Origin of the sequence: Mycobacterium sherrisii, assembly GCF_002102355.1 — a bacterium.
GTDB lineage: Bacteria > Actinomycetota > Actinomycetes > Mycobacteriales > Mycobacteriaceae > Mycobacterium > Mycobacterium sherrisii.
The window spans coordinates 155,627-178,335 of the sequence record NZ_LQPT01000019.1; the positions used below are offsets into that span (position 1 = coordinate 155,627).

At 65.1% G+C, this 22,709-nt stretch carries 25 protein-coding genes; 11 read left to right on the forward strand and 14 right to left on the reverse strand.

What is annotated here, in order from left to right; genetic code table 11:
- Nucleotides 1-106: 106 nt before the first annotated feature.
- Nucleotides 107-487 (reverse strand): phosphoenolpyruvate carboxylase, encoded by a 381-nt coding sequence (locus AWC25_RS02240; RefSeq protein ID WP_244899444.1) that lies wholly within the window; start codon nt 485-487, stop codon nt 107-109.
- Nucleotides 488-523: 36 nt separating this feature from the next.
- On the opposite strand from AWC25_RS02240, the gene AWC25_RS26960 reads away from it, so the two are divergent.
- Nucleotides 524-1,090 (forward strand): hypothetical protein, encoded by a 567-nt coding sequence (locus AWC25_RS26960; protein WP_169717100.1) that lies wholly within the window; start codon nt 524-526, stop codon nt 1,088-1,090.
- 45 nt (nt 1,091-1,135) lie between these two features.
- On the forward strand, nt 1,136-3,943 hold the full coding sequence (locus tag AWC25_RS02250; protein WP_085166282.1) for a helix-turn-helix transcriptional regulator: 2,808 nt from the start codon (nt 1,136-1,138) through the stop codon (nt 3,941-3,943).
- 134 nt (nt 3,944-4,077) lie between these two features.
- Here the strand turns inward: AWC25_RS02250 and AWC25_RS26760 are convergent, their stop codons facing one another.
- On the reverse strand, nt 4,078-4,227 hold the full coding sequence (locus AWC25_RS26760) for a hypothetical protein (protein ID WP_158089720.1): 150 nt from the start codon (nt 4,225-4,227) through the stop codon (nt 4,078-4,080).
- Nucleotides 4,228-4,680: 453 nt separating this feature from the next.
- Here AWC25_RS26760 and AWC25_RS02255 point away from each other — a divergent pair, with 453 nt between their 5' ends.
- The 3 genes from AWC25_RS02255 to AWC25_RS02265 all read left to right on the forward strand — a co-directional run bounded on the left by AWC25_RS02255 (nt 4,681) and on the right by AWC25_RS02265 (nt 8,944).
- Nucleotides 4,681-6,948 carry a winged helix-turn-helix domain-containing protein gene (locus AWC25_RS02255; protein ID WP_069398453.1) on the forward strand — a complete coding sequence of 756 codons (2,268 nt, stop codon included), beginning with the start codon at nt 4,681-4,683 and terminating at the stop codon, nt 6,946-6,948.
- A gap of 278 nt (nt 6,949-7,226) precedes the next feature.
- Nucleotides 7,227-7,745, forward strand: a complete 519-nt coding sequence (locus AWC25_RS02260; protein ID WP_069398452.1) for a YkgB family protein — start codon at nt 7,227-7,229, stop codon at nt 7,743-7,745.
- A gap of 404 nt (nt 7,746-8,149) precedes the next feature.
- Nucleotides 8,150-8,944, forward strand: coding sequence for a hypothetical protein (locus AWC25_RS02265; RefSeq protein WP_142278657.1), 795 nt, complete (start codon nt 8,150-8,152; stop codon nt 8,942-8,944).
- A 92-nt stretch (nt 8,945-9,036) separates the two neighbouring features.
- Here AWC25_RS02265 and AWC25_RS02270 read toward each other — a convergent pair whose 3' ends face one another.
- The 9 genes from AWC25_RS02270 to AWC25_RS02310 form a co-directional block, all read right to left on the reverse strand.
- Nucleotides 9,037-9,564, reverse strand: a complete 528-nt coding sequence (locus AWC25_RS02270) for a DUF421 domain-containing protein (RefSeq protein WP_069398450.1) — start codon at nt 9,562-9,564, stop codon at nt 9,037-9,039.
- 44 nt (nt 9,565-9,608) lie between these two features.
- Entirely contained in the window at nt 9,609-10,037 is a 429-nt protein-coding gene (locus tag AWC25_RS02275) for a Rid family hydrolase (protein WP_069398449.1), read from the reverse strand.
- Nucleotides 10,038-10,215: 178 nt separating this feature from the next.
- The gene (locus AWC25_RS02280; RefSeq protein WP_069398520.1) at nt 10,216-11,565 is read right to left on the reverse strand and encodes an NAD(P)/FAD-dependent oxidoreductase; all 1,350 of its coding nucleotides are present in this window, start codon (nt 11,563-11,565) and stop codon (nt 10,216-10,218) included.
- Nucleotides 11,566-11,652: 87 nt separating this feature from the next.
- On the reverse strand, nt 11,653-12,099 hold the full coding sequence (locus AWC25_RS02285) for a DUF5709 domain-containing protein (RefSeq protein ID WP_069398448.1): 447 nt from the start codon (nt 12,097-12,099) through the stop codon (nt 11,653-11,655).
- Nucleotides 12,099-13,814, reverse strand: a complete 1,716-nt coding sequence (ctaD, locus tag AWC25_RS02290) for an aa3-type cytochrome oxidase subunit I (RefSeq protein WP_069398447.1) — start codon at nt 13,812-13,814, stop codon at nt 12,099-12,101. The genes AWC25_RS02285 and ctaD overlap by 1 nt, the downstream gene beginning before the upstream one ends.
- A gap of 45 nt (nt 13,815-13,859) precedes the next feature.
- Entirely contained in the window at nt 13,860-14,948 is a 1,089-nt protein-coding gene (gene tal / locus AWC25_RS02295) for a transaldolase (protein ID WP_085166284.1), read from the reverse strand.
- Nucleotides 14,949-14,990: 42 nt separating this feature from the next.
- Nucleotides 14,991-15,548: a peptide-methionine (S)-S-oxide reductase MsrA gene (gene msrA, locus AWC25_RS02300; protein WP_069398445.1), complete on the reverse strand. Its 558-nt coding sequence runs from the start codon at nt 15,546-15,548 to the stop codon at nt 14,991-14,993.
- Entirely contained in the window at nt 15,545-16,006 is a 462-nt protein-coding gene (gene msrB / locus AWC25_RS02305; protein WP_069398519.1) for a peptide-methionine (R)-S-oxide reductase MsrB, read from the reverse strand. Before msrB ends, msrA begins: the two co-directional genes overlap by 4 nt.
- Nucleotides 16,007-16,074: 68 nt before the next feature.
- Nucleotides 16,075-16,845 (reverse strand): SDR family NAD(P)-dependent oxidoreductase, encoded by a 771-nt coding sequence (locus AWC25_RS02310; protein WP_085166285.1) that lies wholly within the window; start codon nt 16,843-16,845, stop codon nt 16,075-16,077.
- Between the two features lie 297 nt (nt 16,846-17,142).
- Between AWC25_RS02310 and AWC25_RS02315 the strand changes: the two genes are divergently transcribed.
- The 5 genes from AWC25_RS02315 to AWC25_RS02330 all read left to right on the forward strand — a co-directional run bounded on the left by AWC25_RS02315 (nt 17,143) and on the right by AWC25_RS02330 (nt 19,789).
- Nucleotides 17,143-17,811, forward strand: coding sequence for a TetR/AcrR family transcriptional regulator (locus AWC25_RS02315; RefSeq protein ID WP_085166286.1), 669 nt, complete (start codon nt 17,143-17,145; stop codon nt 17,809-17,811).
- A gap of 147 nt (nt 17,812-17,958) precedes the next feature.
- Nucleotides 17,959-18,393 (forward strand): hypothetical protein, encoded by a 435-nt coding sequence (locus tag AWC25_RS02320; RefSeq protein ID WP_069398442.1) that lies wholly within the window; start codon nt 17,959-17,961, stop codon nt 18,391-18,393.
- A gap of 60 nt (nt 18,394-18,453) precedes the next feature.
- Entirely contained in the window at nt 18,454-18,867 is a 414-nt protein-coding gene (locus AWC25_RS02325) for a GNAT family N-acetyltransferase (protein ID WP_244899445.1), read from the forward strand.
- Nucleotides 18,868-18,887: 20 nt separating this feature from the next.
- Entirely contained in the window at nt 18,888-19,052 is a 165-nt protein-coding gene (locus AWC25_RS27240) for a hypothetical protein (protein ID WP_244899446.1), read from the forward strand.
- Nucleotides 19,053-19,105: 53 nt separating this feature from the next.
- Nucleotides 19,106-19,789, forward strand: a complete 684-nt coding sequence (locus tag AWC25_RS02330) for a TetR/AcrR family transcriptional regulator (protein WP_085166287.1) — start codon at nt 19,106-19,108, stop codon at nt 19,787-19,789.
- Between the two features lie 30 nt (nt 19,790-19,819).
- On the opposite strand, the gene AWC25_RS26765 is transcribed toward AWC25_RS02330, so the two are convergent.
- Nucleotides 19,820-19,957 (reverse strand): hypothetical protein, encoded by a 138-nt coding sequence (locus AWC25_RS26765; RefSeq protein ID WP_157118234.1) that lies wholly within the window; start codon nt 19,955-19,957, stop codon nt 19,820-19,822.
- Between AWC25_RS26765 and AWC25_RS02335 the strand changes: the two genes are divergently transcribed.
- Nucleotides 19,956-20,336: a DUF732 domain-containing protein gene (locus tag AWC25_RS02335; RefSeq protein ID WP_232326873.1), complete on the forward strand. Its 381-nt coding sequence runs from the start codon at nt 19,956-19,958 to the stop codon at nt 20,334-20,336. The two genes, AWC25_RS26765 and AWC25_RS02335, sit on opposite strands and share 2 nt — an antisense overlap.
- On the opposite strand, the gene AWC25_RS02340 is transcribed toward AWC25_RS02335, so the two are convergent.
- Nucleotides 20,333-20,722, reverse strand: coding sequence for a group I truncated hemoglobin (locus tag AWC25_RS02340; RefSeq protein ID WP_069398439.1), 390 nt, complete (start codon nt 20,720-20,722; stop codon nt 20,333-20,335). The two genes, AWC25_RS02335 and AWC25_RS02340, sit on opposite strands and share 4 nt — an antisense overlap.
- 410 nt (nt 20,723-21,132) lie before the next feature.
- Nucleotides 21,133-22,629, reverse strand: a complete 1,497-nt coding sequence (locus AWC25_RS02345) for a potassium/proton antiporter (protein WP_069398438.1) — start codon at nt 22,627-22,629, stop codon at nt 21,133-21,135.
- Nucleotides 22,630-22,709: the final 80 nt, after the last annotated feature.

Below are 22,709 nucleotides of genomic sequence, written 5' to 3' on the forward strand. Positions count from 1 at the left end.
ATCACCCACAGAGCAAACTCACCCGGGTGAGCGTGGCCTCGTGGTGACCGCACGGGCCCCGAAGTCGACAACGCCGCACGGCCGCGGCGCCGAGGCAACGCGCCGATCACAGTGGCATGCCTTCCTGCCCAAGTGGGCGCACCGAGAAGACGCCGCGCAAGTATCCGGTGGGGCGCCCGCACGTGGCGCACATCGGGTGGGTGCCGCACTCGAGGGCACCGTCTCGTTTGTCGGCCACGTAGCTCGCCACCGCCCAACGCACCGTCGCCAGGCAGCCGCGACAGAGCGTCTCTACGAGGTCGCCGTCCGGGTTCAGCCCCACCTGATCACACCCGTCGATGGCGTGTATCTCGGCCACCGCCACCGCCGGCTCGCCGCATGCGGTGCCGGTCGACATCCGCTGGGCACTGCAGATGGGACGCAGAGCGCGCAGCTGGTCCTCGATCGCCGGAGTGGTTCGGCTCGGCGCAGCTGCCCTGCGCTGCACCCAACGCAGGCTCACTGCGGCGGCGTCCCGCATTCGGTGCAGCAGACCTGGCAGGCGTGTGGCACCCGGCTCATGCTGAGCAGTCGATTGCCGACATTGGCGATGCTTCATCTTGATTTCTCTTGGTTTCTCGGACTCGTCGTGACGGCCTTGCGCGGTCATCACTGCGCTGCCCCGACGACAGCTCGTCCCCGTTCCCGCAAATCGGCAGGTGCCGTCGGCGCGATGGGTCAGGCCACGATCCACTCGGATGGGATGAGCAGTCATCACCCAGCGAATGCGTTCACCCGGGTGATTTGCCGGCTGCGCGGCGACATCCACCACGCCGCACGCTGGCTGGGCGGCATCACCCCGCTCGGGACACCGCACACGCCTGCGGTGTTTGACCTCGTGGTCCTCGGTGCGCCGGGGCGCCGGCGGCCACCCGCGGTGGCCAAATGTTCGCATCGTCACGCGCCCGCGAGCAAAGACGGGGTGGGACACCGTGAAAACACACCTGCACCGAACCTCGCCAAGCTCGGCATCATCTTCGGCGCCCAGTTGGCACAGCTTCTGCGCGGCGCTGACGGATCGGCAGCAAACCGCGGGCATGCCCTGGCCTAGAATGACGAGCACTGATGCCCGGCACACGGTAGACAGGACACCCGGATGGGGCCTCCAACAGGCCTATTTGACGTCGGCGGTGAGCGTCTGGTCACCCCGCCGATTCGAGGGCGGGCGGCCGAGCTGAACGTGATCGGCGCATCGGTCGCCGCGGCGGCTCAGGGCCGTGGAGGCGTGCTGGTGATCGAGGGCCCGCCCGGTATCGGCAAAAGCCGATTGCTCACCGAGGTGCTGGCCCTGGCCGACAAGTGCGGAGTGCGCACCCTGTTCGGGGAGGCCTTCGAATATCAGCAGACGGTGCCGTTCTTCTCGCTGTTCATGGCGACCTTGCACGCCGATCCACCGGTCGGGGACGCCGAGGCGCTGCGCCGGTTGGGCGGCTCGGCCGATTTGACCTACTGGGTGGTGCACGACCTGCACGAGGCGATTCATGCGGCGGCCGCAGAAACCCCGCTCGCGATCGTGCTGGAGGACATCCATTGGGCGGACAACGGCACGGCACTGGCGCTGCGGTCGCTCACCGCGGGCCGCCCGAATGCGGCTGTGTTGTGGGTGTTGACCGCGCGCACCGGCGCCGGCGGGCCGGCGGTGCACGAGACCTTGTCGATGCTGCAGCGCACCAACGCCACTTTCGTGCGATTGACGGCGATGGGACCCGACGCGGTCGCCGACATGGTCCAAGACGCGGTGCGCGCGAAAGCGGATGTGTCCCTTCTGAATCTGGCCGCCAAGGCGCACGGCAATCCGTTTCTGGTCAACGAGCTGATCGGCGGACTCGGTGAGGAGGGCCGGCTCAACCTTTCCCGCGGCCGTGTGATCGTCACCGGAGATGGGCTGCCACGACGTCTGGGCGCAACGATGCAGCAGCGCCTCGACCTGCTGTCCGACTCCGCGTCGGAGGTCGTACGGGTGGCCGCGGTGCTGCCGGACCGGTTCTCGGCGGGGCTGTTGGCGGCGATGCTGGAACGTTCGCCGACCTCGTTGCTGTCGGCACTCGAGGAGGCGGTACGCGCGGATCTCTTCATCGAAGACGGTGAGCAGCTGCGGTTTCGGCACGACCTGTTGCGTGAGGCGACCCGGCAGTCGTTGCCGCAGTCACTGCGGCGGGCGATGGAGCGGCAATCGGCGTCGGTCATGCTGGGCATGGGCGCCACCCCGGCCGAGGTGGCCACGCAGCTGGCACGAAGTGCCGAGCCTGGAGACAGGGAAGCCATCGACGCGCTGCGCCAGGCCGCGCAGGCCGTCGGCCGCGGCGACGCCAGCGCTGCCGCGGACTTGAGCAAGCGGGCGTTGCAGCTACTGCCCGCCGACGACGCGGAACACGGCTCACTGGTCGCGGAGACGGTCGGGTGGCTCAACCGGGCCAGTCGTTACGGCGAGGCCGAAAACTTGGCCGACATGACGCTCGCGGAGGCGGCGTCGCCCGAAGTCGAGGCCGAGATCCGACTGCGGCTCCCGGTACACACCAAGCACACCGACCAGCGGCGGGTGGCGGAGAATCGGCGGGCACTCGAATTGAGCGGCATCAGCGAGGTCACCCGAGCGCGGCATCTGGCGTGGCTGGCGTACAACCTGGTGTTCGACGAAGGCGGGCAACGGCGCGCCGCCGCAGACGCGGCCACCGCGGCCGCGGCAGTCACCGGTGACCTGGAGGCCAAGATCATGGCCGGCGTCACCCACGCCTTGCTCGACGCCGGGGAGGGGTATACGGCCCAGGCACTGCGCCGTTTCGAAGAGATTTCCCCCCTTCCGCACACGAATGAAACAGCATTGGCGCATGCCTATGCCGGCATGTACCACGCGAACCTGCTGGCAGTCGTCGGCCAGCTGAGCCAGGCGACGGCCCGAGTCGCCGACGGCATTGAGCAAGCCCGCAAGGAAGGCAACGCGATGGCCTTGGCGCTGTGGGCAGTCTTCAGTGGGCTTGTGGACCTGGCTGCGGGCCGGCTGTCGGCGGCTCGCGACGCGACCGAATCCCTTCCGCCCCCGCAGCGGACGGGGGCGACCGAGCATGACGTTCTTCGCATGGTGATCCTCGCCGAGGTGGCAGTGCACACTGATGACCGAAATCTGTTGCAGCACATGGCTAACGACGCGCGCGAAGCCCACTCCGCGGGCTCCGCGGGCATCCGTCGTGGGTCGGCATACGTCCTGGCGCGGGCGGCGTGGCGGCGTGACGACATTCATGACGCGATGCGCTGGCTCGGCGACGTCATCCTGTTGGCGACACCGTTTTTCCCCCATGCATTGACCCGCCTGATCCTCGGTGCGCGGGTGGCCGCGGCAGCCGGTGATGCCGGTTTACGCGCACGCGTCCTGCAGGCCGCCGAGATACTTGAGCGTGATCGGCCTGCGGTGCCGCTGTTCGCGGCGGTCGCCGGGTACGCCCGCGCGATCCTCGAACACGATGCCCAGGCCCTGGTGGCGGCCGCGGAGTCACTTCGCTCGTCTTCACGGCCCCTCCTGTACGCCAGTGCCGCCGAGGACGCCGGCGGCGAGCTGGATCGTGCGCGGCGTCAAGCCGAGGCACTCGGACACCTCAACGCGGCATTCGACGCCTACATCGAGTGCGGGGCGGTCGCCGACGCCCGCCGGGTCGGGCGCACGCTGCGCCGGTTGGGCACGGAACGGCGAATCGTCGCGCGGCCGCGGGCAACCACGGGCTGGGACAGTCTCACCGCCTCCGAACTGACCATCGTCGGACTGATCGCCGACGGCGCGACCAACCGCGACGTCGCAGGGCAACTACACCTGTCCCCGCACACCGTGAAAACACACCTGCACAACGCATTCGCCAAGCTCGGCATCACCTCCCGCGCCCAATTGGCGCAGCTCATGCACGGCACTGATTGACCAAGGCGTCAAATATCAGGCCCGCTAGGTATACACCGCGCCGTGCCTAAAAATCACCCGCCGGGCGATGGTGACGGCCGTGCCCACGCTGCGAATCTAGTCAGTGCACGCTCGATCGCCGGCCCCTCGGCCGCTCAACCAGGCGCCGGCACCGGGGAGCAGAGCAGCGGAATCGAGAAGACGATGTTGAGCACAATTCTGGGAATGTTGACGATGATGCCGGTGGTGTTCGGCGTCTGCGGATACGTATTGGTGTCTCGTCGGCCGTGAGCCGGCGACGGCACGACGACAGACCGGGGGCACCCCACGGCGGTTCAGGTTGAGACGTTGCGTCACCTCACATTGAGACGCCAGCTCGCTACCCGCGGCGGTGCCATGACTCGCACGAGCGACCACATCGATGTAACGAGGGGAGAAATCCGGTGAGCGGGCAGAGCGTGGGCGCGGTTGATGAGACACCGATTACACCAATTGCAGGGTATGGGTCCCACGCCCCAGACGGGGATGGCCTGGGGGTACCGGCGGCAGCCGGGGAAAATTCATCTGATTCAATAGGTCTACCGATGACCAATCGTGCCAAGATAATTCAAAGTCTTGGCCGATCGCCGCGGACAAACAACAAGACCGACCTTGCCGGGAGCGACCGGGCCGCCGAAAACCCGGCGCCCGACCATGATGCGGCAACTGCGAACGCTCCCGCTTGGCCGCCGAATTCGAAGGATTCGCGGAGTTCGGATATGAGATCAGATGGGCACGGCGACAACGATATTCGAGAGGCAGCCGCCCGAGCAGTGCTACTTGCCACCAAGTTGCACGTCCCGGCCATCGGCTTGCAGCTCGTTCACCGCGCAGCACTGCTCGACGTACTGTCGAGCGGCCGCCGGCGCAAAGTCACGTTGCTCAGCGCCCCGGCGGGCTGGGGCAAGACGACACTGCTCGCGCAGTGGGCGTTGGGCGCCGGCGACGACGAACTTTTCGGTTGGCTGACGCTCGATGCCTCCGACAACGATCCGGTGTGGTTTTGGATGTACGCGGTTGCCGCACTACAGACGATCAGTCCCAAGGTCGGGGTTCGCGCGGTCGAGCTCCTCGCGATGGGAGCCGACCCGGTGCAGGTCGTGCTGCCGACGCTGCTCAATGATCTGGACGCCGTCCCCGACCCGATGGTGCTCATCCTGGATGACTACCACCTCGTGGTAAATCGAGCGGTTCATGAGCAGCTGGCCTTTTTCATCAGCCGGATCCCTGCAAACCTGCATTTGGTGTTGGCCACCCGGTCGGACCCGCTACTGCCGTTAGCGCGCCTGCGGGCCAGCGGCGAGCTTGCCGAGGTGCGCACCGACGATTTACGTTTCGAACCGACCGAGACGGACCACCTGCTCAATGATGTTCTCGGCCTGGGGTTGGCACAGGAAGATATTCAGCTGTTGCACAAGCGAACCGAAGGGTGGGCCGCCGGGCTTTACCTCGCGGCGCTTTCGGTGACGGGGCGCGACGACGTTTCAGCGTTCATCAAGACCTTCGCGGGCGATAACCGTCATATCGTCGACTATTTGATGGCCGAGGTGATCGATGGCCAGCCGGCAGAACTGCGCGACTTCCTGTTGCGCACCGCCATTTTGGGACGGCTCAGCGGCCCGCTGTGCGACGCGGTGCTGCAGACGAGCGGCTCGGCGGCGGTGTTGGAGGAGATCGAACGCGAAAACTTGTTCGTGGTCCCCATGGACATGTCACGTCACTGGTACCGCTATCACCAACTCTTCGCAGAGCTACTGCGCACCGAATTACGCCGTACCGAGCCCGAACTCGTCCCTGATCTGCACCGGCGAGCCGCCGCCTGGTTCGAAGGCGAGGGCCTCGTCGACGAGGCGGTCCGCCACCTGGTCGCCGGCGGTGACATCGCCCGCAGCGCCGATCTGATCGCCGCGGACTGGGTCAGCGAATTCAACGGGGCGGGCCTGTCAACCATCTCCGGCCTGCTGGATCTGCTTCCCGAGGAGACGGTTCTGCAGGACCCACGGCTGGGCGTGGCCCGCGCGTGGATCGCGTTGAGCGTGGGCCAATTGGATGATGCCGCCGAGTGGATCGAGGCAGTGGAGGCCGGGTCCGCGAACGACACGGCAGTCGGGGGCATCGCCAGCGCTCAGGCGATCATCTTGCGCGCGGTTCATTCGTTCAAGACGGCCGAACTCGGCCAGGCGCTGGAAGCGGCTCGCCGCGCGATCACCCTCGATCTCGGCGAGACACCGCTGGGACGATCGAGTGCCTACTGCATTTACGGTGCCGCGCTGTACTTTTCGGGTTGTGCGCACGACGCACAAGCCGCCTTCCGGCGGGCCGTAACGCTTGCCGAAAAGGTGGGCGATCGCCGCACCCGCAGGTACGCATTGGGGGGTCTGGCGCTCATCGCGGTCGAGCACGGTCAGATCGCCGACGCCGAACGTCAGATCCGCCGAGCTTCCGGCAGCACCAGGGATCTGGCGGATGGGGAACATCTGGTCGACGTGATGGTGTCCCTCGCAGCGGCCGAACTGCTCCGCATGCGCGGTGATGCGGAGGCCGCAGCGGCCGCCGCGGAAATGGCGGTGATGTCGGCGCGCCAAGGCGCAGCGATCCCCGAAGTGGCCAAAGCGCTCATGGTCAGATCGAAGATCTTCGAGCATGTCGGCGACCATCAGGCTGCGAGAGCCACCCTCGAAGAAGCCGGCGCCCTGGTGCGCGGTTGCGCTGATTCCAGCATCGCCTCGTCGCTGCCGGCGAGCGCCGAGCCGAGCGCGGGCGCCGCGCCCCACGTCGACTCATGCGTGGTCGGCGAGGAACTGACCCCCAAAGAGCTTGAGGTACTGCGCCTACTCGCCACCCGGCTGTCACGGCGCGAAATTGGTGCGCGACTATATGTTTCGCTCAATACCGTCAAGACCCACCAACGCGCCGTGTACCGCAAGCTCGGCGTTGCACACCGCGGCGCGGCGGTCAGCCGGGCGCGAGAACTCGGCCTGTTGTAATTCGACCGTCGGCACCGCCAGATGTGGCGACGGCGAATCGTGTTGGCACGCCGTCATGCCCGTACCAGCCGAGTTCACCCGGGTGAATCGGACCTGCGGATGAGGACAGCTCGGTTCGTGCACTGCCATAGTGGTCGTTACCGAGCCGCGACCGCAGCCCGCCTGGCGCACCATTTCGTCTGACTGCGCCCGCACTAGTCCTCGCAATGGCCTCGTGAAGGCAGCGCGAGTGCGGCGCCGACCATGCACCGACACCGGCCCAACGAACGGAGATCGCCATGTCCACCAATCAGTCGACGGCCACAAGAACCGAAAGTCCAAGACTGTCTTTGACGACCAACGTCGCGCCTCTGGTAGCGCGGTATGGCCTGGTCATCGTCCTGGTTTGGTTCGGCGCGATGAAGTTCACATACTATGAGGCCCACGGCATTTCACATTGGGTGGCCAATAGCCCTTATTTGAGTTGGGTCTACGACGCCATGTCCATCGACGCGTTCGGTCGATTGAACGGGACAGTAGAATTGGCCACCGCGGCACTTCTTGCCGTCAAACCATGGTTTCCGAAGGCGTCGATCGTGGGCGGGGTATTCGCCTCGCTGTTCTTCCTGACCACGCTGAGCTTTATGGTCACAACCCCCGGCACCGGTGAGGCGTCCGCTGGTGGCTTTCCCATCTTGTCCGCCGATGGGGAGTTCTTGATGAAAGACATCGCGCTCCTCGGCCTGGCGCTGTGGCTGTTGGCAGACGCGATCGACGCCGTCCGCGACCGGGTGAGCCTGCGGGCCGGCACCCACTAAACCGCGGTGGGTATGCCGGTTCAATCGCCATCACCCGGGTGAATCGGACGCGCGGGTGATGACATCTCACCCGGTTGGCCCGCACGCTCGTTGGCAAAGCCCGCGGATTGCACACACGTGCCCACGTGGACGTGGACGTGGGCGCACGGCACCCGCCACCGCCGCGTCGACCAAGAAGGGGTACGGACCCGGTGAACCCCAGAACGGCACTGCTGCTTTGCGATAGACGCTCGCCCCAGCGGCTCCGCGTCAATGCACGGTCTCAGGCCCGGTCGCTGCTCGAATTCGATCGGGCACCGATCTCGTTGGGCTTGTACCCGCTACTACGGGATCATCACCGGCGCGTCATCTTCACCGGAATGGGCGCATCGCACATCGCGGCCCTGCGGAGTTGGCGTCGGCTCGTGGCAGCCGGCGAGGCGGCCTGGTGGATCGATACAAAGAATCTGTTGGAGCATCCGCAGCTCCTCACGTCCGACTCCATGCTGGTCGTCACGTCGCGGTCGGGCTGCAGCCCACAGGTAGGAACTTTGGCCGAGGAGCTCGGTCGCACCGCGGTACCGCACGCGGTGATCGCGATCACCGATGACATGGCCAGTCCCCTGGTCGCTGTCTCGGACTGCGAAGTTCTGTTGCGCAGCGGCGCTTCGGCAAGCCCCACAGGGTTTCTGAACGCATTGATAGCCCACGACTACGTCGCCTCGATGATCCTCAACGAGGACAACGACGATGTCGCCGACATCGCGCGAGTCGTCGCCACCACGACGTTGCCGAAAGAACTTCGTGCAGTGGCTGCCAGCGTTGCGGCCCAGCAGGATTCGCGCTTGGCTTACGTCGGATTCGACCAGCATGCCACGGTTGCTCTGTACGCGGCGTTGCTCACCAACGACGCGACAGGGGTTGACGCCCAGGGCCACATAGCCCAGCGCGAGCTACCTGCCCTGGTGCGGCATGCAGACTCCCAGCTAACCGCGGTCCTCTTTGCTTCCAGTCACCCCTGCGATGCCGCCATGTCCGCACTGGCCGATGATCTTCTGGCAGCGGAATCAAACGTGGTGGTCGTCGGTGGCGCTGCCGTCCCCGGTGCAATCCAAATCCCTAGTCCCCCGGCCCACGCCCTCGCTGAAGTCGCGCGCGATGTCGTGGTCATCGAGCAGTTCGTGTCCCAATTGGCGTCTCAACGGGCCGCTTCCGCCTGATCTGATGACCGCCGACGACTCAGCAGCGCCAGGCGCCACCCGGCCGACTCATGGTTCGCGCCCGGTGTACCCGCGAGGTGACTCGCATGTCGTCATGCGCCTTGAGAGACACGGACACAGCCGCTTTCGTCATTGCTGTTCATCCGTTCCAAAATCGAGATAACCCCTTTGGCTTCGAAGATGGCCAGGTGAACATGATCGGGGCTTTCGTGTCCGTGCTCTCGCAGCACCGCCGCTAGGTCGGCGGTGGTGAGTCCGCACCGACGCAGGTTGCGCCGATCGACGTGCCCGTCCCGGATCAGCACTCTTAGCGGCGGATCGATGAAGCGCCGAAGACCCGGAATGAAGCGCAATCTCGCAAAGATCGCGTGGGCGACAAGAAGACAAACAAGGGCGGTGGTTGCGCTCAGCCACGAGGTGTCGCCGGCCGTCGCGGCCCGTCCGACGATGGCTCCCGTAGCCACCGCGGCGATCCAGTCGAACGGCGCGAATTCGGCGAGGGTCCGGCGCTCCATGAATCGGAACAGGACCGCGGCCGTGAGGAACAGCGCGGAAGCTTTGATGGCGGCGTCGATTGCAGCAGGCGCGTCACCGATCAGGGCGTGAAAGATTCGGTCCACCCGTGTCTCCGTCCAGGGCCCGTTGCGCGGCCTGGTGCCGACGCCTACTTGGCGCCGGACCCGACGATGGCGACGACTTCGATCTCGACACGCTGCTCGGGCAGTGCCAGCGCCTGGACGCCCACCGCAGTCCACAGCGGCGCGCTTTCGCCGAATCGCTTGCGGAATTGATCGACCATCACCGACATGTGTTGATCACCAATGGCATCCTCGTCTGTCGGGACGTGATAGGAGTGCACATTGACGACGTCGCTCCAGCTGGCTCCCGCTTCGGCGAGGGTCTTTTCGACGTTGTCGCACGCCTTGACGATCTCGTCCTCCAGGGACATGACCGACAAAGTGAAGTCCGCCTCCCACCCGCCTTGACCGGAAATCTCGACGCGATCACCAACGCGCAATGCTTGCCGGTATTGGTTGCGGGTACGAGCGATCTCACCGTATCCGGGGGTGTCAAAATATTCGAGCGTGGCCATGTGCGTTTCCTCTCATCATTGATCGGCGAACTCGGGTCGTTGCGATCGCTGTGCCGTCAGCACGCTCAACGCGGGCGTCGGGAGTCGCGGCTTAGCTCACCGACCACTATCCACCCGACGGGATGACATGTCGTCATCCGGTTGGACAATTCACCCGGGTGAACGGCACCGTCGAATATCATTCTGCCCCTGCGGCCTTGGGTAGCCGCAGCGCTTCGCCGGCCGTGAGCTCGACGTCGGCACCGCACACGAATCCCATTGACAACACGGTGCGGGGAAAGAAGACGTCGGTCAGATATGCGATTGCAATCGCCCAGCGGTTGACGAGTCGCGGAAGCGCGTAGAGGTGGTAGGCGCGGGTGACAAACTTGGCCGGATAACCCGATAGGTGCACGCCCAGCGGATTGGCGACGGCGTAGCGCGGGCCGAGATCGACAACCATACCCTTGTCGCTGTGGCGGTATTCCTTCCGCTTGCCGTAGCCGAGACTGGCGGCGACATTGCACGCCAATGTCTTACCTTGCCTGACCGCGTGCTGGGCGGTGGGCGGGGCGATCTTGCCCGGCTGGGTCAGATCCGGAACAGCGGCAGCGTCGCCCGCGGCGAACACATCGGGGTGACCAGGTACCTGCAAATCCGTCTGCACCTTGAGTCGGCCCCGCTCGGTCTCCAAGCCTAAGGTGGCGATCAACGGTGACGGTGTCACCCCCGCCACCCACGCAACCGTATACGTGCCGATCCGCGAATCATCGGTGAGCACAACATGCTCGGCGTGGACCGCCTTCAGCGTCGTGCCCAACCGCAGCTCGATCCCGCGAGCGCGCAGCACACGCATCGCCGCGTCGCCAAGCTTCCGACCGAGCTCCGGCATGACGTGATCGGCCAAGTCCAGCAGCACAAACCGCACCGCGGTCCGATCAAAGCCCATTTGTTTCGCCGCCGCATCGGCCAGCGCACGCAGTTGCGCCGTCAGTTCGGAACCGGAATAAGAGGCGCCGACAACGACAATCGTCCGTCGCGCCGCCGCGCGCGCCTGGTCTTCGTCGACGCACGCCAGTTCCAACTGTTCAATCACGCGATCTCGCAGGTACAGCGCCTCGGCCGGTGACTTCAACCCGTGCGCGTAAGTGGCCAAGCCCGGTGTGTCGAACACTCGGGTCACCGAGCCGGGCGTCAACACCAAGCGATCCCAGGACAGTGTCCCTACCCCGCCCTCTGGATCGGTGAACGAGAGCGAATGCCGATCGAGGTCGACGCTGTCGACACGGCCGCGCACCGCCCGCACGCCCCTGAGTGTTCCGGCCAGCGGGATGCACACTAACCGCGGGTCAACCAGCCCACCGGCGACGTCGGCCAACAATGGAGAGTACTGCAAGTAATCCACCGGCGACACGATGGTCACGGTCACATCGGAGGCACGCGCTCTGCCCAACGATCGAACCAGTCGACGCGCGCACTCGAAAGCGGCGAATCCACTGCCGACGATGACAACCGAGGTGGGCTTGTGCTGCTGCCGGGAAAGGGCGATCGCGTTCAATTCTGTTCTCCTGACCGGTATTCGGGAATCCACCGCTTTCGGCAGAATTCACCCGGGCGGAACTGGCGTCGGGGTTCGTCAGAAACCCCATTGCTCGCTGATGTCTTCGTCGACGACGATGTGCATGGCGGCTTCCTCGGCCGAGGCGGCACCACCGTCGAGGCCGACGTCGCGGGCAAGGTAGTCCGAGCTCGGATCCGTGGCGTCCACGTCGAACGCGACAAGCCGGCCGGCGCGCATCGCGCCGACCTGATCGTCGATCGGCTCACCGTCGCCGTCGGCGCGATCACCGATTCCATCGCCGTCGGTCTGATCGGTCACCTCGGGCAGCTCACTGGCCAGTCGGCGAGCCAGGCTTTCGTGGGTGCGCGCTTCCCGTGCGGTGAGGCCCCACGCCCGCAGTTCACGCGGTTGTTCCGGGGGCGAGTAACCCTCGTCGAGGTCGATGCCCGTCTGTTCGGCGTCCAGGCTCTCTTCTGGTTCGAGTAGATGGGCCTGCACATCGTCGAATTCGAAAATCCCCATCAGCGCCGCCTCCGCTTCCTCGCTCGTCCTCGTTGCACATGGGCCTCGCTACGCATCCGGATGACCATGTGCGGGTAGTGCAACTCGAATGCGGGCCGCTCGGAGCGGATGCGGGGCAGCTCGGTGAAGTTATGCCGCGGCGGTGGGCTGCTGGCGGCCCACTCCAAGGAGTTGCCGTGGCCCCACGGATCGTCGACAGTGACTGGTTCGCCGTAGCGCCAGCTGCGAAAGACATTCCACACGAAGGGCAACATCGAAGCCCCCAGGGTGAACGCGCCGATCGTCGAGACGATGTTGAGCCCCTGGAATCCGTCGGTGGGCAGGTAATCGGCGTAGCGGCGTGGCATGCCCTCGTTGCCGAGCACGTGTTGCACCAGAAACGTTGTGTGGAAGCCGATTAACGTCAACCAGAAATGTAGCTTGCCCAGCCGTTCGTCAAGGAGTCGCCCGGTCATTTTGGGAAACCAGAAGTACACCCCGGCATAGGTAGCGAAGACGATGGTGCCGAACAGCACGTAGTGGAAGTGGGCCACCACGAAGTAGGAGTCGGTGACGTGGAAGTCGACCGGCGGGCTGGCCAGCAGCACGCCAGACAGGCCGCCGAGCAGAAAGGTCACTAGAAACCCCATCGCGAAAAGCATTGGCGTTTCGAACGTCAACTGCCCCCGCCACATCGTCCCGATCCAATTGACGAACTTGATCCCGGTGGGCACGGCGATCATGTAGGTCATGAACGAAAAGAACGGCAGTAGCACGGCACCGGTGGCATAAAGATGATGGGCCCACACCGCGATCGACAACGCACCGATGCTGAGGGTGGCGTAGACCATGGTGGAGTAACCGAACATCGGTTTGCGCGAGAACACCGGGACGACTTCGGAAATGATGCCGAAGAAGGGCAGCGCGATGATGTAGACCTCGGGATGCCCAAAGAACCAAAACATGTGCTGCCACAATAGGACTCCGCCGTTCGCGGGGTCGAACACGTGGGCTCCCAGGTGCCGGTCGGCGGCTAGCCCGAAAAGGGCGGCTGTCAGCAGCGGGAATGCGACTAGCACCATGATGCTGGTGACCAAGATGTTCCAGGTGAAAATCGGCATCCGAAACATCGTCATGCCGGGAGCGCGCAAGCACACCACCGTGGTGATCATGTTGACGCCGCCCAGGATGGTGCCCAGCCCACCGACGATGAGGCCAAGGATCCATAAGTCACCCCCGGGCCCCGGGGAATGGACGGCATTGGACAGCGGGGTGTAGGCAGTCCAACCGAAGTCCGCCGGTCCGCCAGGGGCGACAAAGCCCCCTAGGGCGATCAATGCACCGAACATGAAAAGCCAAAACGAGAACGCGTTGAGCCGCGGGAAGGCCACGTCGGGCGCCCCGATCTGTAAGGGCAGCACCAGGTTGGCGAACCCGAACACGATTGGCGTCGCATAAAACAACAGCATGACCGTGCCGTGCATGGTGAACAGCTGGTTGTATTGCTCGTTGGACAGGAACTGCAGCCCGGGCGCGGCCAGCTCGGCACGTATCAGCAGCGCCATGAATCCGCCGATGAAAAAGAACGCGAAACACGCGACGATATACATCATCCCGATCATCTTGTGATCGGTCGTCGTGATCAGACGGTAGATCAGGTTGCCCGTGGGGCCGGCACGCTCCGGAAATGGGCGGCGGGCCCGCAACTCCTGCAACGGGGGCGCCGAGATGGCCATTGATCGATCTCCTAGATAATTGAAAGTGCAAGCGCTGCCGACGCTTCAACGTCGAAGTGCCCGCGACCAGGAAGCCGCGAACTTGGACACCCCGACGTGTTCGAGCACGGTGAACGCGTCGGGCAGATCGATGCCAACCGCGCTTAGTCGGTCGAAAACCTCCTGCGCCTGCGCCGCCTTCCCCGACACGGTGTCACGGGTGATGACGGCATGGTCGGCCACCGCCTCCAGGGTCGGCCGCGCAATGGTGTTGACCGTATTGGGAGCCACCAACTCGGTGACGTACATGGTGTCGGGGTAGCGGGGATTTTTCACACCGGTGGAGGCCCAGAGCGGGCGTTGCACACGAGCGCCCGCAGCGCGCAGTGCCGCAAATCGTGGCGCTGCCTCGAAGACTTGCCGGTAGGCCTCGTAGGCCAACCGCGCGTTGGCGATACCGGCCTGTCCGCGCAGCGTGCGGGCCGCGCCGGTGCCGATCGCCTCGAGCCGCCGGTCAACCTCGGCGTCCAGCCGAGACACGAAAAGTGATGCAACCGAATGTATCTGTGAGATATCCGCACCGGTTTGCCGAGCGGCGTCAAGGCCGGCCAGATAGGCGTCCGCCACAGCTCGGTAACGTTCAACCGAGAAGATCAGCGTTACGTTGACACAGACACCCCTGGCCAGCGCGGCGGTGATGGCGGGCAGCCCCGCCGCAGTTGCCGGTATCTTGATGAACACGTTCGGCCGGTCGACAGCCTTAGCCAACTCGGTGGCCTGCGTCACCGTCGCGTCGGTGTCATGCGCCAACTCCGGATCGACCTCGATCGAGACTCTTCCGTCGACGCCGTCGGAGGCCTCCCACTGCGGACGCAACACATCGCAGGCCGCCTGGACATCGTCGATGACCGCGGTGCGGACGGCGGTTTCGGCATCGATGCCGCGGGCGATCAGCTTCGCGATCTGGCCGTCGTAGGTGTGGCTCTGGGTGAGCGCACGCTCGAAGGTCGACGGGTTGGTGGTCACGCCAACAACGCATCTCGTGTCGATCAGCCGCCGCAGCTCGCCGGATTGCAACAAGGGGCGGGACAGATCATCGAGCCAGACGGACACCCCCGCTGCCGATAGGGCGGCCAGGTTCGGATTCTGCGTCATGGGTTCGGCAGCGTTCGTTGGCGAGGGGCCGAGCCCACGCCGTTACGGGCAGGGCGTGCCATGGTGTGCGGTAATTGCCGGCGGGTCGACTCCGCCGTCGCGGTCGGGCAAGGACCATCCCGGTCGAATGTAGTGACAGGTATAGCCGGATGGGTAGCGCTGCAAGTAATTCTGGTGCTCAGGTTCGGCCTCCCAGAACTCGCCGGCCGGATTGACCTCCGTGACAACGGCGCCAGGCCATCGCCCCGACGCCTCGACGTCGGCGATGGTGTCCACCGCGATGCGCTTTTGCTCGTCGTCGAGATAGAAAATCGCCGACCGGTAACTGCTTCCGACATCATTGCCCTGACGGTGTCGGGTGGTCGGGTCGTGGATCTGGAAGAAGAATTCCAGCAGCGCTCGGTAATCGGTCTCGCCTGGGTCATAGGTGATCTCAAGTGCCTCGGCGTGTCCGGGATGATTGCGGTAAGTGGGATGGGTGTTCCTGCCGCCGGTGTAGCCGACCCGGGTCGACACGACACCGGGCCGCTGGCGAAACAGTTCTTCCATGCCCCAAAAGCAGCCACCGGCGAGGATGGCGATCTTGTGGTCATCTTTCATGATTGTTGGCCGTCCTTGGCGAACAAGTGCAGATAGCGCCCATAACCCTGGGCTTGCAGGTCGTCACGGTGGATGAATCGCAGCGACGCCGAGTTGATGCAGTAGCGCAACCCGCCGGTCTCTGTCGGGCCGTCCGGGAACACGTGCCCGAGATGGCTATCCCCGTGGGCCGAACGCACCTCCACCCGATCCATGAAATGGCTGCGGTCTTGCCGTTCGACAACGTTATCCGCGCTGATTGGCCTGGTGAAGCTGGGCCAGCCAGTTCCGCTGTCGAACTTGTCTACCGAAGCGAAAAGTGGTTCTCCGGAAACGATGTCGACGTAGATGCCGGGTTCGTGGTTGTTGCAGTATTCACCCGTGAAGGGAAGCTCGGTGCCGCTCTCCTGGGTGACGTGGTATTGCGCGGCACTTAGCGATTCGACCGCGGCGGGGTCCTTGCGGTATTGGTGTGACACTTGTTCTCCTTCGTTCACGCCTGCTGATGCTGCAGCGCTGGGCATTTCGGCACGTTTCCCGAGTCGGGCTAGTTGCGCCCGGCCATGACGCCGCCGTCGACGTTGAGGATCGCACCGGTGATCCAACTTGCCTCGTCGGAGAGCAAGTACGTCACGGCGTTGGCGACGTCGGATGCGGTGCCGACACGTCCCAGCGGATGGATCGGCGCGAAAGTTTCGAGTGTGGCGTCGATCTGGTCCTTGGGTATGAAGCCCTCGTAGAGCGGGGTCTTCACGACGGCCGGGGCGACCGCGTTGACCCGGATCTGGTGACCGGCGAGCTCGATGGCCAGGTTATGGGTGAGGGCGTGCAGGCCGGCCTTTTGCATCGAATAGGCCGAGGATGGTGTCGCGCCCATCGCTTGGTGAGCCCACATGCTGCCGATATTGACGATTGCGCCACCCTGCGCCCTAGCGATCATGCCGCCAACGACGGTTTGCGTCAGGAAGAACAGGGCATAGTTGAGCTCCATGTAGGAGTCGTAAACCTGCTCATCGCACTCGAGAAATGGCTTGGGGATAAAGAATCCGGCCGCATTGACCAGCAGTGTCGCATCGGCGTGCTGTTCGGACAAGATGCGCTGAACGTCGGCGACCGCGCCGCGGTCGGTCAACTCGGCGGTGATTCCCCAAGCTTGACCACCGCCGCCGTTCAGTTGGGTGACGGTGTCGTCGACACGCTCCTTCGAGCGGCCGACGATCACCGCGCTGCCGCCGTGCCGTACGACATCAGCGGCGACCTGCCGGCCCATTCCGGCGCTGCCCCCTACCACGACGACCTTCTTGGAATCGAAGTGCATGTCGAGATCCTTCCGCTGCTCATTCCCGGTGACTTCCCGCCGGGCCGTTGCCCGGCAGAAGAGTTGAGGTCCCCGACGACACCCGCTTTGTCACGCACGCCGACGTTGAACTGACGCCAGTCTGCTGGCCGCCGGGGTGAGCCGTCATCACCCCCGTGCGATTTCACCCCGGGTGAGTCTCGGCGCCAGTGGCGCACGCCGGCGCTGCCGATCACCCATAGTGGGGTGCGCTGCCCAGACACGCGGCCGCTAAACTAATCGGCACACCACCTTCGAGCGCTCTTGTGATGGTCAGATATGACTGATGACGCCGCGGCCGGACTGACCCCCCGGGGCCGGGCCACCTATGCACGGATCGTCGGCGCGGCCGCCGACCTGGTGTACAAGCAAGGCCTATGCAACACCGTCGAGAGCGACGTGCGCAAGGCCGCGTCCGTGAGCGGGTCGCAGATGACCCACTACCTCAAAGACCGGCATTCCATGACGCGCGCCATCATCGCGTGGCGACGTAATGAAGTCGTCACCTTTCACACGTCGGGCGAGCTGACCAAGCTGGACAGTTTCACGGCGCTGCAGAAATGGGCAGAGCTCAACATCCAGAAGCAGATCGACGTGAATTGCATGGGCGGATGCGCATTTGGCTCTCTGGTGGGCGAATTGACCCCACCCGAGGATGACATCCGCGGCGACATCAGCGCAGTCTACGACGAGTGGATTGCGCTGTTCCGCACCGCGCTGGCCCGCATGCGCAAGCGCGGGGACTTGCGCGCCGATGCCGACCCCCTGCACCTTGCTCGGGTGCTGGTCGCCGCTCACCAAGGCGGATCGCTGCTCAGTCAGACGACACACTCCATCAATCCGCTGCGCGACGCGCTCAATGCCGCCGTCGACTACGTCCGTTCGTTCGCGACCCGACCGTCGACCGCCGCGGGCCGCCGCACGGCAAGAACGGATCCCGCGCGCTGACTGGCTCGGGCGCGGTTGCCTGCATTGCTCACTGGCACCGGCCGCGACCAACGCTGTTGACGTCCGAATGGCGCACTCCTACTATTTGGGGCATATACCCCAGTCTGAACGACAACTGTTATGCACCGAGGCCGTCGTTGAATGATTATGACTACTGCGCTGGTCTTGCGGCGCGCATTGGCGATGCTGGCCGCTGCTGGGGAGCAGCCGAGCTCAACCGCCCGGGTGTCCATCACGGTCATAGCCAGGGTGCTGGGCGACGTCACCTTGGTTATCGCCAGTTGCCACCAGATTCCGCTGCGCGATGTCACCGAATCGGTCCCACGCGTTTTCGACATGGACACCCACCCGATCCGGCTGGATACGCTCAGTGGCGATCCCCGGGTGGTGATTCGTGCCGACGGAATCGATCTACCCGCGGATTTGTCGCTGCGGGTTCACCTGGAAGCGACCGCGCTCACCAGCGACTCGACTGCCGCGCTGCTGCACGACTTCGGTGAACTCACTTTGACCGCCCAAGCACCGATGGTCAACCTCCAGCTGCCGCTGGGGCACCTTCGCGCCAGCTCGAACGATCGTTGACGCCACCGGGAATAAAGCCGCTCAGTGGGTCATATGCCCCATAAGTCAACAGGAGGCGACATGGATGAGCATCGCCACGTCGAGTGGGACCCGAACACACGCCGCATCTATACCGCCCGACTCCTGTTGCGCCCGTGGCAACTTGATGACGACACCGCGGCCTCCCGGATATACGGCGCACCGGAGGTTGCCCGCTGGTTATCTCCGGCGCTGCCGCATGTCACCGACGAAGCACAGATGCGCCGACTACTTGGCACATGGATCACCGAGAGCGATGCGGCCAGACTGCCCCTGGGTCGCTGGGCAATCGCCGACCGGGCGTCGGGCGACCTGATCGGTGGAGTTGCGCTGCTGCCGCTTCCACCCCTCTGCACCGATCTCGAGATCGGCTGGCAGGTCGCACCGATGTGGTGGGGTCACGGCTACGGCGCGGAAGCCGGTCATGAGTGGCACATCAGGCATTCACAAATGTAGGTATCAGCGAGGTGTTCGCGGTGGTACGGCCCGGAAATCACCGCGGCGTGGCCACCGCCCGGCGAGTAGGGATGGAATGGGTCGGCGAGACCGATAAGTATTACCAGTTGCCCCTGAAGGTCTACCGCCTGAGCAAAGCGGACCTGGATTTGCCGGAGCCGGCCTGTGCGCCGGGCTCGGCGTAAGGCCGGTATGGGGCATGGGCCCCATACCGGTGAACAGCCGGTAACCTTCTCGCATGTCTGTCCAGGACTCCGCCCAACTGCCGGTGACACGTCGCGGACGAGCAACACGCGACCGGATCATCAGCTGTGCCGCGGAGTTGTTTGTGACCCAAGGCGTTTCCGCAGTCAGTCAGGATCGGGTGCGGCAGGCCGCCTCGGTCAGCGGTTCACAGTTGTCGCATTACTTTGCCGACAAGTCCGCACTGGTACGAGCCGTCATCGTTCGGCAGACCGAGGTGCTGCTCGACTTTCATCGACAACCCGCGTTGAACAATCTGGACACCTTCGAGGACTTCGAGAAGTGGGTCGAGCTGACGTTGGTGGCGGCTCGGCGGCAAAATCGCCGCCAAGGGCTGCCGACGTTCGGGTTGCTGGCCGGCCAACTCGGAAAGCAGGACGAGCAGACGCGCGAACTGTTGGCCGATGGTTACCGGCAATGGACGGCGCTCTTCCGCCGCAGTCTGACGCGAATGAAGAAGAACGGGTTGCTGGTCGAGTCCGCCAGTCCCACCGTCCTTGCCAATGTGTTGGTGACGGCTCACGAGGGCGGTGGACTGATGACTCGCGCGTACGGCAAGACCTGGCCGGATCGCGAGGCGCTGTCTTTCGCATTGAACTACCTGCGCCAGTTCGCCGCTCACCCGCGTGACCGGCGTCGGGCGCGGCCGTCGGCTCGGCCCGTGCGCAGTGCTCAATGAACTCTCGGCCGTCAAACCCGTTGCGCCCGATCACTTCCACAGAACGCAGAATTCGCGCAGCGTCGCCGGCCCCCGGAACGCCGGGGCCCGGTCGACACGCCGCGCCCGGCCGTCTCCGGTTCGCCGAGCGTCGGCCATCCCGGTGATGCACACTGTCGGCATCGTCATGCCCACAGAGAAGGAAGTGCAGCCGATGCAGCCCAACCGTTCATCCCGCTGGCTGGCCCTACCGATGCTGGTCGGTGCCGCCCTCGTCGGAAGCACTGCGACGGCGACCGCAACTCCCCAAGATGACGCCTACCTCGCCCAACTTCGGGCCGTCGGCCTGACCTGGCCGCCGCGGACCGAGGAGGCGCTCATCGGGGAGGCGCACCTCATCTGCTACGACCTCTCCTGGGGGTGGACACCACAGGAGATCGCCGACGACGTGCATGCCCACTTGGACAAAAGAGGTGTGACGTTGTTGGACGTGGGCACCATGGTCAACGCCGCGCATTCCACGTATTGCCCGGGCAACGTGTGCGATGCGCCAACGTTGTGCACCTAGGCCACCGGGGCCGGCGCACCGCCCGAGGTGATGTCGTCGGCTAACGGAGCGACGGCAGCGATGATCTGGTCGACGGTGGTCGGCGGTACTCCGGCGTTCGTGAGCGCGTTGACGAGATGCCCGGCGACGAGCTCGAAGTGGTGCGCGCTGATCCCCCGCCCTTGATGCACCTGCTTCATCGCAGCGCCGGTGTAGGGTTCGGGTCCACCGAGTGCGGCCGAGAAAAACTCGACCTGCTTGCCCTTGAGTCGGTTCATGTTGGTGCCGGTGAAGAAGTCGCACAGATCGGCGTCAGCGAGCACGCGCTCATAGAAGTCGTGGACAACGCCCTCGATAGCCTCGTACCCGCCGATCTCGGCGTAAATGCTCGGTGAGCTGTCAGTCATCAGAGGAATATTTGAGGTTGCTTTGATGACGCGCTACGACAGAGAACCTCCGACGTGATAGTGCTTTTGTCCCAGCCGGTCGCGTCCTGTTGCTGACGAAACCCGTTGTGCCGGCGGCGGTCAACGGCGTACCACCGTGGTCAGGACGATCCGTGAGTGCCGGAGGTAAGCCCCGGATCGCGATGGGTGCGGGGGCGCGTTCCACCCGGCCGGTTGCCGCAGTGCGGCCACCAAATTCGTTGCAGTTCAATACTTGTCGGCGTACGGGGCTGCCGGGAAGGTTAACTGTCGGTGCGTCTGGCAGCCGCCGCGGGGCCGGGCGCGGGAACGGCTGGCCGTCGGTTGCCGAGCGAAGCGTCGGCCGGCGCCGAACAAGGATTCGGCGGTATCGCCGGGATGCGCGACGCGCGTTATTCGACTTCGCCGTACTCGTCGAACCAGTAGGCGAGTTTGCCGCGCCGACTCACCGCACGCAGCCTGGATTCGGCCGCGGCCCGCGTCTTGCTGGTGGTGACGATCAGCAATTCGTCGCCGGTCTCGATGCGGGTATCGGGAGTCGGGACGAAGGTGTGGCCATCACGAATGATCAGCGTGATCACCGCGGGGTCGGGCAACCGGAGTTCGAGGATGGTGACATTGTGCAGCCGCGACGGCGCCTGCACGGTCATGGTCAGCAGCTCCGCATCGAGCATGTCCAGTGGCGCCGCCTCGACCTGGATTTCCCGGGTGGCTTCGCGGGAGATCAGCCCCAGCCGCTGCGCCACCGGGCGCAGGCTCGGGCCTTGCACCAGGGTGAACACCACCACGAGCAGGAAGACGATGTTCAACAGCCGATAACTGCCGGCCACCCCGGCCACGACCGGGAAGGTCGCCAGCACGATCGGAACCGCTCCCCGCAGACCCGCCCACGACAGGAAAATCTGCTCGCGCCAGGGGATGCGAAACCACACGAGCGAGGTGACGACCGAGAGCGGACGGGCGACGAGCAGCAGGACGGTCCCAACGACGATCGCTGGGATCACGTCATCCGCCAGGTCGCTGGGATTGACCAGCAGTCCCAACAGCACGAACAGTCCGATCTGTGCCAGCCAGCCGACCCCTTCGGCGAACGACCGGGTTGCCGAGCGGTGTGGGAGCCCCGAGTTGGCCAGGACCACCGCGGACAGATAGGCGGCGATGAATCCGCTCGCGTGGGCCTCGCCAGCGGCGGCGAACGCAACGAGGCCCAGGCCGAACGTCGCGATCGGGTACAGACCCGAGGCCGGTAGCGCGATGCGCCGCAGCGCGAAAGCCCCCAGGTAGCCCACGGCCACTCCACCCGCCGCGCCGCCAAAGAGCTCCGCGACCAGGTCGACGACCGCACCCTGCGGCTCGAACTCGAACGGCACGACGCTGAACATCAGCACCAGGATCACCCCCGGCGCGTCGTTGAAACCGGACTCGGCCTCGAGGAGTCCCGCGACCCGACGGGGCAGCGGCAGCACGCGAAGGACGGAAAACACCGCGGCGGCGTCGGTCGAGGAGACGATGGCTCCGAGCAACAGGGCGAGCTGCCAGTCGGCGCCCAGCAGCAGGTGCGTCAAACAGGCCGTCACGACCGCGCTGATGACGACGCCGACCGTGGCCAACGCGACCGCGGGGGCCAGCACCTTGCGGATGTCGGTGAACCGGGTCGTCAACCCGCCTTCGATCAGGATGAGGGCCAGCGCCGCGGTGCCGACGTTGCGGGCCAGTTCCACGTCATCGAACTGGAGGCCGAGCGCGTCCTCGCCGAGCACCACCCCGACGAGCAGGAAGAACAACAGACTGGGGAACCCGACCCGGCTTGCCACGCGGGTACCGACGATGCTGGCCAGCAGCACGAGGCCACCGATCAGCAACGTCAGATACAGCTGCTGCAAGCTCATTTCATTCCCGTCGGACATGTCCCGGCAGCGGTCGCCGGATCAGCACTCATCTACGGACCACTCATCTACGGACAAGGGCG